13 protein-coding genes are annotated in these 15,738 nt (G+C 73.5%); 9 read left to right on the forward strand and 4 right to left on the reverse strand.

Annotation, left to right across the window (positions count from 1 at the left end; all coding sequences use genetic code 11):
• Positions 1-58 precede the first annotated feature (58 nt).
• The 5 genes from sucB to AC4OXY_RS17535 all read left to right on the forward strand — a co-directional run bounded on the left by sucB (position 59) and on the right by AC4OXY_RS17535 (position 7,348).
• Entirely contained in the window at positions 59-1,864 is a 1,806-nt protein-coding gene (sucB, locus tag AC4OXY_RS17515) for a 2-oxoglutarate dehydrogenase, E2 component, dihydrolipoamide succinyltransferase (protein ID WP_491994183.1), read from the forward strand.
• A gap of 183 nt (positions 1,865-2,047) precedes the next feature.
• Complete coding sequence (locus AC4OXY_RS17520) at positions 2,048-2,683, forward strand: GntR family transcriptional regulator (protein ID WP_356020813.1); 636 nt, start codon at positions 2,048-2,050, stop codon at positions 2,681-2,683.
• Between the two features lie 302 nt (positions 2,684-2,985).
• Complete coding sequence (gene aceE, locus AC4OXY_RS17525) at positions 2,986-5,688, forward strand: pyruvate dehydrogenase (acetyl-transferring), homodimeric type (RefSeq protein ID WP_491994184.1); 2,703 nt, start codon at positions 2,986-2,988, stop codon at positions 5,686-5,688.
• 76 nt (positions 5,689-5,764) lie between these two features.
• Positions 5,765-6,760: a helix-turn-helix transcriptional regulator gene (locus AC4OXY_RS17530; RefSeq protein ID WP_376284893.1), complete on the forward strand. Its 996-nt coding sequence runs from the start codon at positions 5,765-5,767 to the stop codon at positions 6,758-6,760.
• A gap of 69 nt (positions 6,761-6,829) precedes the next feature.
• The gene (locus tag AC4OXY_RS17535) at positions 6,830-7,348 is read left to right on the forward strand and encodes a DUF4240 domain-containing protein (protein WP_356021344.1); all 519 of its coding nucleotides are present in this window, start codon (positions 6,830-6,832) and stop codon (positions 7,346-7,348) included.
• Between the two features lie 27 nt (positions 7,349-7,375).
• Here the strand turns inward: AC4OXY_RS17535 and AC4OXY_RS17540 are convergent, their stop codons facing one another.
• Both AC4OXY_RS17540 and AC4OXY_RS17545 read right to left on the reverse strand, forming a co-directional pair.
• On the reverse strand, positions 7,376-7,600 hold the full coding sequence (locus AC4OXY_RS17540; RefSeq protein WP_362820608.1) for a hypothetical protein: 225 nt from the start codon (positions 7,598-7,600) through the stop codon (positions 7,376-7,378).
• Between the two features lie 86 nt (positions 7,601-7,686).
• Complete coding sequence (locus tag AC4OXY_RS17545) at positions 7,687-8,679, reverse strand: peptidoglycan recognition protein family protein (protein WP_376284896.1); 993 nt, start codon at positions 8,677-8,679, stop codon at positions 7,687-7,689.
• 323 nt (positions 8,680-9,002) lie between these two features.
• Here AC4OXY_RS17545 and AC4OXY_RS17550 point away from each other — a divergent pair, with 323 nt between their 5' ends.
• Complete coding sequence (locus AC4OXY_RS17550) at positions 9,003-10,187, forward strand: MarP family serine protease (protein ID WP_356020805.1); 1,185 nt, start codon at positions 9,003-9,005, stop codon at positions 10,185-10,187.
• Positions 10,188-10,197: 10 nt separating this feature from the next.
• Here the strand turns inward: AC4OXY_RS17550 and AC4OXY_RS17555 are convergent, their stop codons facing one another.
• A complete protein-coding gene (locus AC4OXY_RS17555) occupies positions 10,198-10,689 on the reverse strand; it encodes a GNAT family N-acetyltransferase (RefSeq protein WP_356020803.1) in 492 nt (163 codons plus the stop codon).
• A 66-nt stretch (positions 10,690-10,755) separates the two neighbouring features.
• Between AC4OXY_RS17555 and AC4OXY_RS17560 the strand changes: the two genes are divergently transcribed.
• Complete coding sequence (locus tag AC4OXY_RS17560; protein ID WP_376284901.1) at positions 10,756-11,661, forward strand: TIGR01777 family oxidoreductase; 906 nt, start codon at positions 10,756-10,758, stop codon at positions 11,659-11,661.
• A gap of 181 nt (positions 11,662-11,842) precedes the next feature.
• Entirely contained in the window at positions 11,843-13,207 is a 1,365-nt protein-coding gene (locus AC4OXY_RS17565) for an NAD(P)/FAD-dependent oxidoreductase (protein WP_362820544.1), read from the forward strand.
• Between the two features lie 11 nt (positions 13,208-13,218).
• Here AC4OXY_RS17565 and AC4OXY_RS17570 read toward each other — a convergent pair whose 3' ends face one another.
• A complete protein-coding gene (locus AC4OXY_RS17570; RefSeq protein ID WP_356020797.1) occupies positions 13,219-14,676 on the reverse strand; it encodes an NsdA family TPR-like regulatory protein in 1,458 nt (485 codons plus the stop codon).
• A 229-nt stretch (positions 14,677-14,905) separates the two neighbouring features.
• On the opposite strand from AC4OXY_RS17570, the gene lipB reads away from it, so the two are divergent.
• Positions 14,906-15,733, forward strand: a complete 828-nt coding sequence (gene lipB / locus AC4OXY_RS17575; protein ID WP_356020796.1) for a lipoyl(octanoyl) transferase LipB — start codon at positions 14,906-14,908, stop codon at positions 15,731-15,733.
• Positions 15,734-15,738 lie beyond the last annotated feature (5 nt).

The raw sequence follows: 15,738 nt of genomic DNA on the forward strand, positions 1-15,738 counted from the left end.
TCGGTCAACGGGCGCGACGACACAGACTTCCGCAATTTCGTAAGGAGCAACCGAAACCATGGCGGTTTCCGTAACCCTTCCGGCGCTCGGTGAGAGCGTCACCGAGGGCACTGTCACCCGCTGGCTGAAGGCCGAGGGCGAGCGCGTCGAGGCCGACGAGCCGCTGCTTGAGGTGTCGACCGACAAGGTCGACACCGAGATCCCCTCGCCCGTCTCCGGTGTGCTGTCCTCCATCAAGGTCGCCGAGGACGAGACGGTCGAGGTCGGCGCCGAGCTGGCCATCATCGACGACGGCACGGGCGCGCCCGCGGCCGCCCCGGCCCCGGCCGCCGCCGAGGCTCCGGCCCCGGTCGCCGAGGCCGCCCCGGCCCCGGTCGCCGAGGCCCCCGCGGCTCCGGCCCCCGCCGCCGCTGCCCCGGCCGCCCCGGCCGGCGGCGCGACCGGCACGGACGTGGTCCTCCCGGCGCTCGGTGAGTCCGTCACCGAGGGCACCGTCACCCGCTGGCTGAAGCAGGTCGGCGAGGAGGTCGCGGAGGACGAGCCTCTGCTGGAGGTCTCCACCGACAAGGTCGACACGGAGATCCCGGCGCCGGTCGCCGGTGTCCTGCTGGAGATCGTGGTCGGCGAGGACGAGACCGCCGAGGTCGGCGCCAAGCTCGCCGTCATCGGCGCCCCGGGTGCCGCCCCGGCCGCCGCTCCGGCTCCGGCCGCCCCGGCCCCCGCCGCCGCTGCCCCGGCCGCTCCGGCCCCGGCTCCGGCCGCCCCCGCGGCTCCGGCTGCCCCGGCGCCCGCGCCCGCCGCCCCGGCCCCGGCGCCCGCCCCGGTCGCCGCCGCTCCGGCCCCCGCGCCGGCCGCTCCGGCTCCGGTCGCCCCGGCCCCCGCCGCTCCCGCTCCGGCCGCCGCCCAGGCGACGGACGAGGGCGCGTACGTCACCCCGCTGGTGCGCAAGCTCGCCGCCGAGAACGGTGTCGACCTGGGCGCCGTCAAGGGCACCGGCGTCGGCGGCCGCATCCGCAAGCAGGACGTCATCGCCGCCGCCGAGGCCGCGAAGGCCGCCGCCGCTGCCCCGGCCCCCGTGGCCGCCGCCGCTGTGACTGCCGCAGGCCATGCCGCCAAGAAGGCCCCGGCGCTGGAGGTCTCCCCCCTGCGTGGCCAGACCGTCAAGATGACCCGCATCCGCAAGGTCATCGGCGACAACATGGTCAAGGCGCTGCACGAGCAGGCCCAGCTGTCCTCGGTCGTCGAGGTCGACGTGACCCGCCTGATGCGCCTGCGCACCCAGGCCAAGGACTCGTTCGCGGCCCGCGAGGGCGTCAAGCTCTCCCCGATGCCGTTCTTCGTCAAGGCCGCCGCCCAGGCGCTGAAGGCTCACCCGGTCATCAACGCCCGGATCAACGAGGCCGAGGGCACCATCACCTACTTCGACACCGAGAACATCGGTATCGCGGTGGACTCCGAGAAGGGCCTGATGACCCCGGTCATCAAGGGCGCCGGTGACCTCAACATCGCCGGTATCTCCAAGGCCACGGCCGACCTGGCCGGCAAGGTCCGCGCCAACAAGATCACCCCGGACGAGCTGTCCGGCGCGACCTTCACCATCTCCAACACCGGCTCGCGCGGCGCGCTGTTCGACACGATCATCGTGCCGCCGAACCAGGTCGCGATCCTCGGCATCGGTGCCACGGTCAAGCGTCCGGCCGTCATCGAGACCGAGGAGGGCACGGTCATCGGCGTCCGCGACATGACCTACCTGACCCTCTCCTACGACCACCGTCTGGTGGACGGCGCCGACGCGGCCCGTTACCTGACGGCCGTCAAGGCGATCCTGGAGGCGGGCGAGTTCGAGGTCGAACTGGGCCTGTGACCCTCCTGGCCTGATCGGGCAGTACGGCACCCCGTCCGGAGCTTTCCGGGCGGGGTGTTCGTGTTTGTCGGCGCGCGTTGCGTGTAAGCCTCGTCTCACCTGCGCAAAAGCCCCCCACACGTCCCGCCGACGAAGCGAACCCGCCGTATTGTCTAAACGTCAGCCCTCCCTAAGGAGCCCTCCATGACCGCGCCCGTCGTCCACTCGCTGCGCGAACAGATCCGCGAGCACATCGTGGAGGGAATCGTGAGCGGTCGCTGGCAGCCGGGCGAGCGCATCGTGGAGCGCCGTATCGCCACCGAGCTGGAGGTCAGCCAGACCCCGGTCCGCGAGGCCCTGCGCGAGCTGGAGTCGCTGCGGCTGATCGAGTCGGCGCCGAACAAGGGCGTCCGGGTCCGCAATCTGACCGCGGCCGACCTGGAGGAGAGCTACCCGGTCCGGGCCGGACTGGAGGCCATCGCGGCGGAGCTGGCGGCCGACCGCCTGGCCGCGGACTGCTCGGCCCTGGAGCCGCACGTCCTGGCCCTGTACGAGGCCGACCGCGACGCCGACGGCACCGCGCAGGTCCGGCACACGGTCGGCTTCCACCGCGAACTGGTCCGCGCGGCGGCCAACTCGGTGCTGCTGCACACCTGGGAGGGTCTCGGCATCGAGGTCTTCACGGCGCTGTCCATCCGCTGGCTGGGCACGGTCCAGCAGTCGTACGCCGAGGAGCACGAGGAGCTGGTGCAGGCCTTCAAGCGCCGGGATCCGCAGATCGCGGAGCTGGTGAAGGCCCACGTCCTCGGTTGCGCCCCCGCGCCCGTGGCGCGCCCGTAGCCTGCCCCGGCACCGTCGAGCAGAGCCCCGCTCAAACGTGGCTCCACCTGCGAAAACATGGCTCTGAACCGACACTCGGTGCCCTGATCGAAGGCACCGCGTGCCGACTTTCTCGCAATCGAGAAGTTTTGCCCCTCAACCCTTTGATCGATCATCGATCAAGGAGTTATTGTCGCCGACGGACACGCGACGGAGTCGCAAATCGACACTGTCACCGAAGTCCTCGCCCTGTCCTGCCAGACCTAGGGCAACCCGAACCCTTACCGACGAGGGAACCCCCTTCGACTGAGGAAGGCGGCGACATGACCGACCCCAACGCCATCCAGCCGAGCGCGCTCGACCAGCTCCCCGACCGCGATCCGGAGGAGACCGCCGAGTGGCAGGCCTCCCTGGACGCCGTCGCCCAGCAGGCCGGGCCGCACCGCGCCGCGTACCTGATGCGCCGGACGCTGGAGCGTGCCGAGGCGGGCGGCATCGCGCTGCCGAAGCTCCTCGAGACGGACTACGTCAACACCATCCCCACCTCCGCCGAGCCGGGCCTGCCCGGCGACCCGGAGATGGAGGCCCGGATCACCGCCTGGAACCGCTGGAACGCGGCCGCCATGGTGACCCGGGGCGCCAAGCACGGCGTGGGCGGCCACATCGCCACCTTCGCGTCGGCCGCGTGGCTGTACGAGACCGGCTTCAACCACTTCTTCAAGGGCAAGGAGGGCGACGGCTCCGGCGACCAGCTGTACATCCAGGGCCACGCCTCCCCCGGCATCTACGCCCGCGCCTTCCTCGACGGCCGCCTGACCGAGGCGCACCTCGACAACTTCCGCCAGGAGGCCGGCGGCAACGGCCTGCCGTCGTACCCGCACCCGCGCCGGCTGCCCTGGCTGTGGGAGTTCCCGACGGTGTCGATGGGCCTCGGCCCGCTCTCCGCCATCTACCAGGCGCGCTTCAACCGCTACCTGACCAACCGCGGCATCAAGGACGTCTCCGCCTCGCACGTGTGGGCGTTCCTCGGCGACGGCGAGATGGACGAGCCGGAGTCGACGGCCGCGCTCGCGCTCGCCTCCCGCGAGGGCCTGGACAACCTGACCTTCGTCATCAACTGCAACCTGCAGCGCCTCGACGGCCCGGTCCGCGCCAACTTCAAGATCGTGCAGGAGCTGGAGGCCCAGTTCCGCGGCGCCGGCTGGAACGTCGTCAAGACGCTGTGGGGTTCGGCCTGGGACGAGCTGTTCGCCCTCGACACGACGGGCGCGCTGGTACGCCGCCTGCGCGAGGTACCGGACGCGCAGGTCCAGACGTACCAGACCCGCGACGCCGCCTACATCCGCCAGGACTTCTTCGGCAAGGACCCGGCGCTCGTCGAGCTGGCGAAGCTGCTGAGCGACGACAAGATCCTTGAGTGTTTCCACCTCTCCCGTGGTGGTCACGAGGCCCGCAAGGTCTACGCCGCGTACAAGGCCGCCGTCGGGCACAAGGGCGCGCCGACCGTGATCCTGGCCCAGACGGTCAAGGGCCACACCCTCGGCGAGGGCTTCGCGTCGAAGAACGCCAACCACCAGATGAAGAAGCTGACGGTGGACGAGTTCAAGACGATGCGCGATCTTCTCGAACTGCCCATCAAGGACAGCGACTTCGTCGACGGCGTGGTCCCCTACGGCCACCCGGGCGCCGACTCCCCCGAGGTCCGCTACCTCCAGGAGCGCCGCGCGGCCCTCGGCGGCCCGGCCCCGGCCCGCCGCACGCACGCCCTGGCCCCGCTGCCCGCCCCCGCCGAGAAGGCCTTCGCCTCCTTCGACAAGGGCTCCGGCTCCCAGAACGTGGCCACCACGATGGCCTTCGTCCGCCTGGTCAAGGACCTGGTCCGCGACAAGGAGACGGGCAGGCGCTGGGTGCCGATCGTCCCCGACGAGGCGCGCACCTTCGGCATGGAGTCCCTGTTCCCCTCGCTGGGCATCTACTCCCCCAAGGGCCAGACGTACGAGCCGGTCGACCGCGACCAGCTGATGTACTACAAGGAGGCCAAGAACGGCCAGATCCTCAACGAGGGGATCACCGAGGCCGGTTCGATGGCCGACTTCATCGCCGCTTCGTCGTCGTACGCGACGCACGGCGAGGCGATGATCCCCTTCTACATCTTCTACTCGATGTTCGGCTGGCAGCGCACGGCCGACCAGATGTGGCAGCTCGGCGACCAGCTCGGCCGCGGCTTCCTCGTGGGCGCCACGGCGGGCCGTACGACCCTGACGGGCGAGGGCCTCCAGCACGCCGACGGCCACTCGCCGGTGATCGCGGCGACGAACCCCGCGGCCCTCTCCTACGACCCGGCCTTCGCCTACGAGATCGCGGTGATCGTCCGCGAGGGTCTGCGCCGGATGTACGGCGAGGCCAAGCCGGGCGAGGACCAGAACGTCTTCTACTACCTGACGGTCTACAACGAGCCGCTGCCGCAGCCCGCGAAGCCGCAGGGCCTCGGCATCGACGAGGGCATCGTCAAGGGTCTGTACCGCTTCAGCACGGCGGAGTCCGCGGGTCTGTCCCCGGCCGCCAACGCCGCGCGCATCCAGCTGCTGGGTTCGGGTACGGCGATCCACTGGGCCGTGGAGGCGCAGCGGCTGCTCGCCGAGGAGTGGGGTGTCGCGGCCGACGTCTGGTCCGCGACCTCCTGGACGGAGCTGCGCCGGGACGCGATGGAGGCCGACGCGGCCCTCCTGCGCGGCGAGGAGCGCGTGCCGTACGTCCGCCAGGCGCTGCAGGGCGCCGAGGGTCCGGTGCTCGCCGTCTCCGACTACATGCGCCAGGTCCCGGACCAGATCGCGCAGTGGGTGGAGCAGGACTACTCCTCGCTGGGCGCCGACGGCTTCGGCCTGTCGGACACGCGTGACGCCGCCCGCCGCCACTTCGGCGTCGACGCCGAGTCGATCGTCGTCGCGGCCCTGGCCCAGCTCGCCCGCCGCGGCGAGGTCAAGGCCACGGCGGTCAAGGAGGCCCGGGAGAAGTACGGGCTGTAGGAACGGGCTGTGAGAGCCGGCCGACGAGGCCCCCGCCGCGGACACCGCGGCGGGGGCCTCGTTGCATGATGGCCGTATGCGCGCCGCCCGGCTCATCAAAATGGTGCTCCTCCTCCAGTCCCGGCCCGTCATGACCGCCGCCGAGCTGGCGCAGGAGCTGGAGGTGTCGGAGCGGACGGTCACGCGGGACGCGCAGGCGCTGTCGGAGGCGGGGGTGCCGGTGTACGCCGACCGGGGGCGGGCCGGCGGCTACCGGCTGGTCGGCGGGTACCGCACGCGGCTGACGGGGCTGGCCAGGAGCGAGGCCGAGGCGCTGTTCCTGAGCGGGGTGCCGGGGGCGCTGCGGGAGATGGGCCTTGAGGACGCCGCCTCCGCCGCCCGGCTGAAGGTGTCGGCCGCCCTGCTGCCCTCGCTGCGGGACGCCCCGGACAGCGCGGCCCAGCGCTTCCACCTGGACGCGCCGGCCTGGTTCCGCGAGCCGGAGACGCCCGCGCCGCTGCCGGTGCTGGCCGAGGCGGTGTGGGCCGACCGACGGGTCCGCGCGCTCTACCGGCGCGGGGAGACCACGGTCGAGCGTGAGCTGGAGCCGTACGGGCTCGTACTGAAGGCGGGGGTCTGGTACCTGTGCGCACGGGTCGCCGGCGCCGATGCCGGAGCGGGTGCCTTCCGGACGTACCGGCTCGACCGGTTCGGCGCCGTGGAGGTCCTGGCCGAGTGCTTCGACCGGGACTCCGGCTTCGATCTGCCCGTGTACTGGGCCGGGCAGGCCGAGCGGTTCGCGCGCTCGATCCTGCGCGCCGAGGTCGTCGTACGGCTGTCCCCGGAGGGGGTGCGGCGGCTGCGGCACGCCGTCGATCCGCCGGCCGCGCGTGCGGCGCTCGGCGCCGGGGGCGAGCCGGACGGCGAGGGCTGGGTGACGGTGACGGTCCCGGTGGAGTCCGAGGAGGTGGCCCACGCGCAGCTGACGGCGCTCGGCGCGGAGGCGGAGGTACTGGCGCCGGCGACCCTGCGGGAGCGGTTCGCGGCGGACGCGGCCCGGCTCGCCGCGCGGTACGGGCGCGGGGGCGCCTGATAACGATCCGCCGTACTCCCGGGCACTCCGCGTGCGTCGCACGGGCCGAGGCCCGATGCTGGTGCCGTGATGGACGAGACGGAGTTCTGGGAGCTGATCGACACCAGCCGCGAGGCCGCCGAGGGGGACGCCGAGGAACAGGCCGACCTGCTCGTGGACCGGCTGCTCCAGCTGGAGCCGGACCTGGTGCTGGACTTCGCCCGTCACTTCGAGGCCCGCTACAACCGCGCCTACCGCTGGGATCTGTGGGGCGCCGCGTGGGTGCTGCTGGACGGGGCCAGCGACGACGCGTTCGACTTCTTCCGGTGCTGGCTGATCGGCCAGGGCCGGGAGGTCTTCGAGGGCGCTCTGCACGACCCGGACGCGCTGGCCGACCTGCTGGGCGAGTTCGACGAGGAGATCGACGGCGACGGCGAGGAGCTGGGCTACGCCGCGGACGAGGCGTACGAGCAGCTGACCGGCACGGTCGCTCCCGAGCTGGGCATCGCCCCGGCGCCCGCCGAGCCCGAGGGCGCCTCGATCGACTTCGAGAACGAAGCCGTCCTGGCGGAGCGTTACCCCAGACTCTGGGATCGCTTCAAGGGCTGATTCCCCGGCGATGCCCGAACTCCCTTGTCATGCAAGGGACTTGGGGATCTCACGGGCCGGGGTGTGCAGGGGCGGCGCGGCGTTGGCCCGGTCGAGCGCGGAGGCCGTGCCGGCCGCCGGCCCGACCACGACCGCGGCGATGACACAGACCACGGTCCAGGGGCCGCGCACCGCCCGGCCCCACACGGATTCCGGTGCGGACCGCCGATGGTTCTCGGCGTGCTGTTCCTGCTGTCGCGTACGACCGCTCATCGTCAACCCCACCTCCGGTCGGCCTGTCTCGGCCTGCTGTCGTGGCCGACCGTAGGAGGCGGGGCTCGGAGAAGCCTGCGCGGCGCCTATGGCGTCGCTGTGGACGGCGTACGGGACGCGGCGGGCGTACGGGCCGCGGTGGGCGCGTGCGCCGGGGCGGGTGTGTGAGCCGGGGCGGGCCGGTGCGCCGGGGCGGGGACGTGCACCGGGGTCGCGGTGCGGGGCGGGATCGGCGGGGCGACGGGGCGGCCCTGGAGGCGGGCGGCCTGTCGGCGGATCTCGGGGAGACGCGCGCTGAGCGCGGCGCCGGGGCAACTGGTCATGTAGCCGGCGTCGTGGCCGGCCAGGACGGGCAGGGTGGCGGTGGTGCCGGCCCGGTAGCGGCTGTGGCTGCTGCTGGAGAGCAGCCGGATGGTGGCGCGCGGGTCGATCCCGGCGAGGCCGAGCTTCCAGGCGGCCAGGGCGGCGATCGCGTCGGTCATGGCCCGGGGCACCGGGACGCCGGCGGTGAAGGTGCCGAGGGCGGCGATGCCGGCGGTGCGGTGGTTGAAGCCCAGGGTGTGGGCGCCGGTGACGGGCCGGTCGACGCCTCCGGCGCGGCCCTCGTAGATGGTGCCGCAGCGGTCGACGACGAAGTTGTAGCCGAGGTCGTCCCAGTTGCGGTCGCTGCGCTGGCCGGCGTACAGGTGCCGGATGATGGCGGGCGCGTCCGCGCAGTCGTAGTTGCTCGGCGAGTCGGTGTGGTGCAGGAAGACGGCGACCACCTTGTCGTCGTAGCGCGGGGGCGGCTGCTGGGCGGCGCCGGGGCCCAGCCAGACCGACCGCGGCACGATGGCCGGCCGGGCGGCGCGGTAGGCCGTCGCGGCCGACCCCGCCCCGTGCCGCTCGACGCGCACGGTGGCGGGTCCGCCGACCCCGCGGACGAACAGTACGAGCGCCAGCAGGGCGCAGACGCCGGGCAGGCACCCGAGCAGCACCAGCACCGGTCCGGAGACCCGCGTGCCCGGTCCCCACCGCCGTACCCCGTCCGGCTCAGCGGGCCGGGTCGGCCGGCCCGGCGGCTCCGGCGGCCCGTACACCCCCTGCGCCCGCGGTGTTCCCGGTCCTATCGGCGATCTTCTGAACGATCTCGCCAGCGGCCTTTTCGGCGACCTTCTCGACGACCTTCGCAGCGACCGGCTCAGCGGTCTTCGGACAACGCGCATGGTCCCACTCTCACGGCGATGCGCCGCGCCCGCGATGTGCGCTGTGCCACCCGGTGGAACCATCGTCCTGGTCCGGGACGTTTCTGCGGGTACACACATACGTGGCCGGTTCGCCGCGCGGCGGCCGTTCAGGTGTGGGTGACTGATCACCGGGCCCGTCCCGTCCGTACGTAGGGGTCCGAGAGAAAGGCGGCTCCGTGGACCTGCTCGACCTGGTGCTTGTGCTGGTGATCATCGTCTACGCGGTGTCCGGATACCGGCGTGGTCTGGTGGCCGGCTGCGTCTCGCTGGCGGGGTTCGTCGGCGGCGCCGTCGTCGGCGTGTGGGTGCTGCCGTGGGTCGCGGGCCTGGTGGCGCGCGGTACGGCGGAGGCGACGGTCCTCGCGGTGATGACGGTGCTGGTGCCGGCGGTGGTGGGGCACGAGCTGGCGGGCCGGCTGGCGCTGCGGCTGCGCGGGGAGCTGGACCGCGGCCCGCTGCGGGTGGCGGACGGGATAGGCGGTGCCGCGGCCAACTCGGTCGCGGTGCTGATCGTGGCCTGGGTGGCGGCGAGCGTGCTGGGCGCGGCCCCGTCACAGGCGCTGACGACGGCGATACGGAACTCGACGCTGCTCGGCGCGGTGCAGGAGGCGATGCCGCAGACGACGCCGGCGTGGTTCTCGCGGGCGACGTCGGCGCTGACCGAGGCGGGTTTCCCGCAGGTCTTCAACCCGTTCGAGAACGAGTCGACGGCCCAGGTGGCCCGGCCCTCCGGCGACAGCGTGACCCCGGCCGCGACCAGCGCGGCGAGGCTGAGCACCGTGAAGATCGAGGGTGTCTCGGGCAACGAGGGCCGGGAGGGCAGCGGCTTCGTCTACGCCACGGAGCGGGTGATGACCAACGCGCACGTGGTGGCGGGCATCGACCACCCGAGCGTGCGGATCGGCGGGGTCGGGCGGTCGTACGACGCCCGGGTGGTGCTCTTCGACCCCGACCGGGACGTGGCCGTGCTGTACGTGCCGGGTCTGCGGGCGCCGGTGCTGCGCTTCGACACGAGCGCGGCGCGCGGGGACTCGGCGGTGGTCGCGGGCTATCCGCAGGACGGCAGCCTGAACCTCCAGGCGGCGACGGTGGCGAGCCGGGTGAACGCGACCGGGCAGAACATCTACAACGACCGCACGGTCACCCGGGACATCTACTCGATCCGCTCCACGGTCCGCCCGGGCAACTCCGGCGGTCCGCTGCTGACCACGGACGGCAGGGTGTTCGGCGTGGTCTTCGCCCGCTCCACCTCGGACGCCGAGACGGGGTACGCGCTGACGGCGGCCGAGGTGGCGGACGCCGCCCGGCGCGCGGCCACGGCGACGACCCCGGTGGGCACGGGCCACCTGGTCAGCTCCTAGAGGGTGCCCGTCACAGGGTGCGGCCCATGAGCACGTCGTCGACGTAGACGCCGTCGAGGAGGAACTCCTGGGGCTGCACGCCCTCGACGGCGAACCCCTCTGACGCGTACAGCGCGCGGGCGGGGGCGTTGTGCCCGAGCACGCGCAGGCTCAGCCGGCGCGCCCCGCGGCGGCGTGCCTCCGCGACGGCGGCCCGGATCAGCGCCCGCCCGAGGCCCTGCCCGCGCGCCTCGTCGGCGACGGCGAGGCCCTGGATCGACAGGACATGCGCGTTGGAGGCGAGCGGCGTCGCGCGGGCCAGGCGGATGTAGCCGACGATGCGCCCGTCGGCCTCGGCGACCAGGTGGTCCTGCGGGAGATGGCGCTCGTCGAAGAACGGCGGCTCGGGCGGGGGCGAGACGGCGTGCAGGGTGGACCAGGTGGCGCGGTCGAGGAGCGCGAGGCCCTCCTCGTCACCGGCCACGGCGATGCGTATGTTCGGCTGCTTGTACGGCTCCGGCATGACGATCACCCTACGGCGGGCGGCCGGAAGCGCCCCAGGGGGTTTTCGCGCGGGCATGCTGGGTCCATGGAGGCGAAGGAACGTATGCGGATCGCGGTGGCGGGTGCGTCCGGGCTCATCGGCAGCGCCCTGGCCCGGTCCCTGACGGCGGACGGGCACGAGGTCGTCCGGCTAGTGCGCCGGGCGGCGGCGGGGCCGGACGAGGTCTGCTGGGACCCCGAGGGACAGTATGTGGACGCCGCGGGGCTGACCGGCTGTACGGCCGTGGTCAATCTGGCGGGGGCCGGGATCGGCGACCGGCGCTGGACGCCGCAGTACAAGCGGCTGCTGCGGGACAGCCGGGTGCTGGGCACGGCCGCGCTGGCGGAGGCGGTGGCCGCGCTGCCCGAGCCGCCGCGGGTCTTCGTCAGCGGCAGCGCGATCGGCATCTACGGCGACACCGGCGACCGGGCGGTGGACGAGGAGGCGCCGCCGGGCGACGGGTTCCTGCCCGGGCTGTGCGTGGAGTGGGAGGAGGCGGCGGCGCCCGCGCAGGAGGCGGGAGTGCGGACGGTGTTCGCGCGGACGGGACTGGTGGTGGCGCGCGGCGGCGGGGCCTGGGGGCGGCTGTTCCCGCTGTTCCGGGCGGGGCTCGGCGGGCGGCTGGGCGACGGGCGGCAGTACTGGTCGTACATCGCGCTGCACGACGAGGTCGCGGCGATCCGGCATCTCATCGACCACGAGGGCCTGTCCGGGCCGTTCAACCTGACCGCGCCCGAGCCGCTGACGAACCGTGAGATCACGGCCGCGATGTCCCGTGTCCTGCGCCGTCCGGCCCCGTTCGCGGTTCCGGCGCCGGTGCTGCGGGTGGTACTGGGTGAGCTGGCCGGGGATGTGCTGGGCAGTCAACGGGTGGTGCCGAAGCGGCTGTTGGCGTCGGGGTTCCGGTTCGCGTTCCCCGGTGCCGAGGAGGCGATCCGCGCGGCGGACTGAACCGGCCGTGGGAGACCGGCGAACGCATGTGACCGTATGCGACCTCCATGCGACCGTGCCCTGCCCATGCGCGACTGTTTACGACCGATCACGGCCCTAACCTCGACCCGAACTCGGGTATCCCCGGAGCCTGTTGGGGGCATGACGTCTCCACCGGCCGCGCAACCACAGGAGGGGCCTCGTGCTTGAGCCCGCGTACCAGGTGGACGTCGTCATCGTGGGAGCCGGAATCGCCGGTCTCTCGGCGGCTCATCGGCTCACCAGCGCAGGAGTAACCACCGCAGTCCTGGAGGCCGCCCCTTACGTGGGCGGCCGCATGTCGACCGAGAAGGTCGACGGCTTCCGGCTCGACCGCATCGGACAACTGCTGTCCACGTCCTATCCCGAACTCCGCACGACCCCGGGCCTGGACTCCCTGGTCCTGCGCACCTTCGCGCCCGGCGTCCTGCTGCACCGCGACGGCCGCACCCAGCGCGCGGGCGCACCAGCGGCCGGAGGGAGCGCGAGGGGCGCACTCCATGCCGTACGCGCCCTGGCGAGCGCCCCCAGGGGTGCGGCGGCCGCCCCCGGCCGGACCGGCGCGCCGGTGGGCGGCGCGGTGGACCAGGCCCGGCTGGGCGTCGCCCTCGGCCGGATCGCCACCACCCCCGTCGAGCGCATCCTGGCCCGCCCCGAGATGCCCGCCGCCCAGGCCCTCGCCCGGCGCGGGGTCCCGGCACGCACCGTCGAGGGCTTTCTGCGCCCCCTGCTGGCCACGCTCCTGTGCGACCCCGGGCTGACCACGTCCAGCCGGTGCGCCGACCTCGCGCTGCGCGCCTTCGCGAGCGGGCGGCTGTGTGTGCCGGAGGGGGGCGCGGACGTGCTGCCGGAACTGCTGGCACGCGCGCTGCCGCCCGGCACCGTGCACACCGGGGTGCGGGTGACCTCGGTGTGCACCACGTCGGTGACGACGGCCGAGCACGGGGAGATCCGCTGCCGGGCGGTGCTGCTGGCGACGGACGCGCGGGCGGCGGCGGAGCTGCTGCCGGGCCTGCGGGTGCCGGACTTCCATCCGGTCACCGTCGTCCACCACACCACCGACGACGCGGCGGCCGCCTTCGCCACCGGCACCTCGCTCCTGCTGGACGCCGACCGGGGCGGGCCGGTGGCGCACACGGCGGTGCTCAGCAACGTGGACCCGAGCCGGGCACCGGTCGGCCGCGCCCTGATCTCCTCGACGGTCCTCGGCCGCCCGCCGGAGGGCGTGGACACCGCCGTGCGCATCCACCTCTCCCGGCTCTACGGCACCTCGACGCGCCGCTGGGAGACGCTGGCCGTGCACCACACGCCGGAGGCGGTCCCGGCGATGCGCCCGCCCCACGACCTGCGCCGCCCGGTGCGCCTCCTGGCGGGCCTGTACGTCTGCGGCGACCACCGCGACACCAGCACGGTCCAGGGCGCGCTGCACTCGGCCCACCGGGCGGCGGGGGCGATCCTGGCGGACCTGGGGGCGGCGGGTTCGATGCACAGCGCGGACCCGGCGCCGACGTTGCCGAAGGCGGCGTAGCCGGGAAGCCCTCAGCCCAGTGCGGCCACCTTCTCCCGGTACCCCCTCGCGGGCGCCGCGTCCCGGTACGGCTCCAACCGCCGCTCGAAGTCCCGCACGTACTCGATCGCGCGAGCGGACCTCATCTCGGCGGCCGCGCCGGCGGCCTCCGCGGCCAGCGTGCACGCCTGGTCGAGCTCGCCGAGGCCCAGGCGGGCCGTGGCGAGCACGATGCGGCAGAACAGCCGGCTGCGGGCGAAGGAGGGCGCGCGCAGCTGGAGGGAGCGTTCGGCGTGCTGGGCGGCGGCCCGGAACTGCTGAAGGTCCCGGTGGCAGTGCCCGAACTCGTCCGCGAGCTGGGCCTCGTCGAAGAACTTGGCCCAGTACGGCACGTCGTCCCCGGGCCGGGCCGCCTCCAGGGCGCGCTCGGCCCGGACCAGCGCCGCGGTGCACGCCCGCACCTCGCCCAGCACGCCGTGCGCCCGCGCCTCGGAGGCGTGCAGCAGCGCCTGCACGACCGGCGGTGCGCCGGTGCCGACCCCCTGCTGGGCCACCCGGGCCAGCTGCACGGCCTCCCTGCCGTGCCCGAGGTAGACGGCCTGGCGGCTCATGGTGACCAGCACGTAGGAGCCGTAGGCCCGGTCGCCGGCCGCCTGCGCGAGCCGCAGTGCCTGTACGAAGTAGCGCTGGGCGAGGCCGTGCGCCGCGATGTCGTACGACGTCCAGCCCGCGAGGCGGGTCAGGTCGGCGGCGGCGCCGAACAGCCGGCGGCCGGTCTGCTCGTCGTAGGTGCCGCGGAGCATCGGCTCGCACTCGTGCTCCAGATAGCGCACGAGGGCCTGGCGGGCGTGGCCGCCGCCGAAGCGGTCGTCGAGGGTGCGGAACAGCTCGCCCACCGAGCGGAGCGCGGCGATGTCACCGCCGCTGACCTTGTGCCCGGGGACGCGCTCGGCGTGCCCGCGGGAGCGGGGCGGGGCGAGCGGCTGGGGCTTGGCGAGGCCCGCCCGGGCCTGCGCGGGCACCCGGGGCGCGGGCTCCCGGGCCACCTTGTCGTCGGCCTTGCCGATCAGCCAGTCCCGGCTGGGCACGACGAGCCCGGCCGGGGTGAAGGCGATCTTGCGCAGTTCGGCGTGGCTGCCGGAGTCCTTGCGCCACAGCCCGCTGACGATGTCGACGGCCTCTTCCGGGGTGGCCGCGAACTCCAGCCCGGCGTACACCGGGGCGCACGCGTCCAGGCCGAGGTCCTGGGCTGTGAGCCGGCGTCCGAGCCGACGCGTGAACACCTCGGCGATCAGGGCGGGGGTGGTGCCCCTGGGCTGCTGTCCGCGCAGCCAGCGGGTGACCGAGGTCTTGTCGTATCTGAGGTCCAGCCCGTGCTCCAGGCCGAGCTGATCGACGCGACGGGCCAGCCCCGCGTTGGAGAACCCCGCTTCTGCGATGAGCGCGGCGAGTTGGCGGTTGGGGGTGCGCTGCGCGGGTCGGTCCGTCATCTGCGGTGCGGTCTCCTGCCTTCCGGGCTGACGCAGTGCCCGGATTGCCGTTGAGCAGCCCTTATGGCCTCGTGAACGGCGCGAATGTAGCGGAGAGTGAGGGCGCGATCACACATTCCGCCACCCATTCATCCGATCGTGTGAGAAACACCCGTAGGGCTGACGTACTCCGGTCGGACGTACAGTGGCGTGGGCGCGTTACGTGCCTGTCACACCGATTGCCCGGTCGATGGCCCGGTCACCGAGGGAGGCGCTTGCCGTGAGTGAGTTGCGGTTCGTCCGCAAGGGGTTCGGCGCGGACGCCGTCGAATACCAGGAGGCCTGGGACGAGCAGCGCCGGGTGCACGCGGCCCGGTTCGCCGACGAGGTCCCGGACACCGTCCTCCTCCTCGAACACCCTCCCGTGTACACGGCGGGCCGCCGCACCGCGCCCGAGGAGCGTCCGCTGGACGGCACCCCCGTGATCGACGTGGACCGCGGCGGCAAGATCACCTGGCACGGACCGGGCCAGCTGGTGGGCTACCCGATCCAGAAGCTGCCCCGCCCGGTGGACGTGGTCGCGCATCTGCGCCGCCTGGAGGACGCGATGATCGCGGTGTGCGCCGAGTTCGGCGTCGAGACCTCCCGCGTCGAGGGCCGCGCCGGCGTGTGGGTGCTCGGCGACCCGGTCGAGCAGCGCCCCGGGTTCGGCGGACTCACCCTCGACTTCGACCCGCGCGCAGCCGACCCCGAGTTCGACCCCCGGCTCAACGGCCCCGAGTACGCGCCCTCGAACGCGGGCCAGCGCCGCGAGGACCGCAAGATCTGCGCCATGGGCATCCGCGTCGCCAAGGGCGTCACGATGCACGGCTTCGCCCTGAACGTGAACCCGGACACCTCGAACTTCGACAAGATCATCCCGTGCGGCATCCGCGACGCGGGCGTGACCTCCCTCTCGTACGAACTCGGCCGCGAGGTGACCATCGACGAGGTGCTGCCGATCGCCGAGAAGCATCTGCGGGACGTCCTCGGAAACGCGGAACTGCGCCCGCGGGTGGTCGAGAAGGCCTCCGCCTGACCCGT

Source organism: Streptomyces sp. HUAS MG56 (assembly GCF_058673395.1).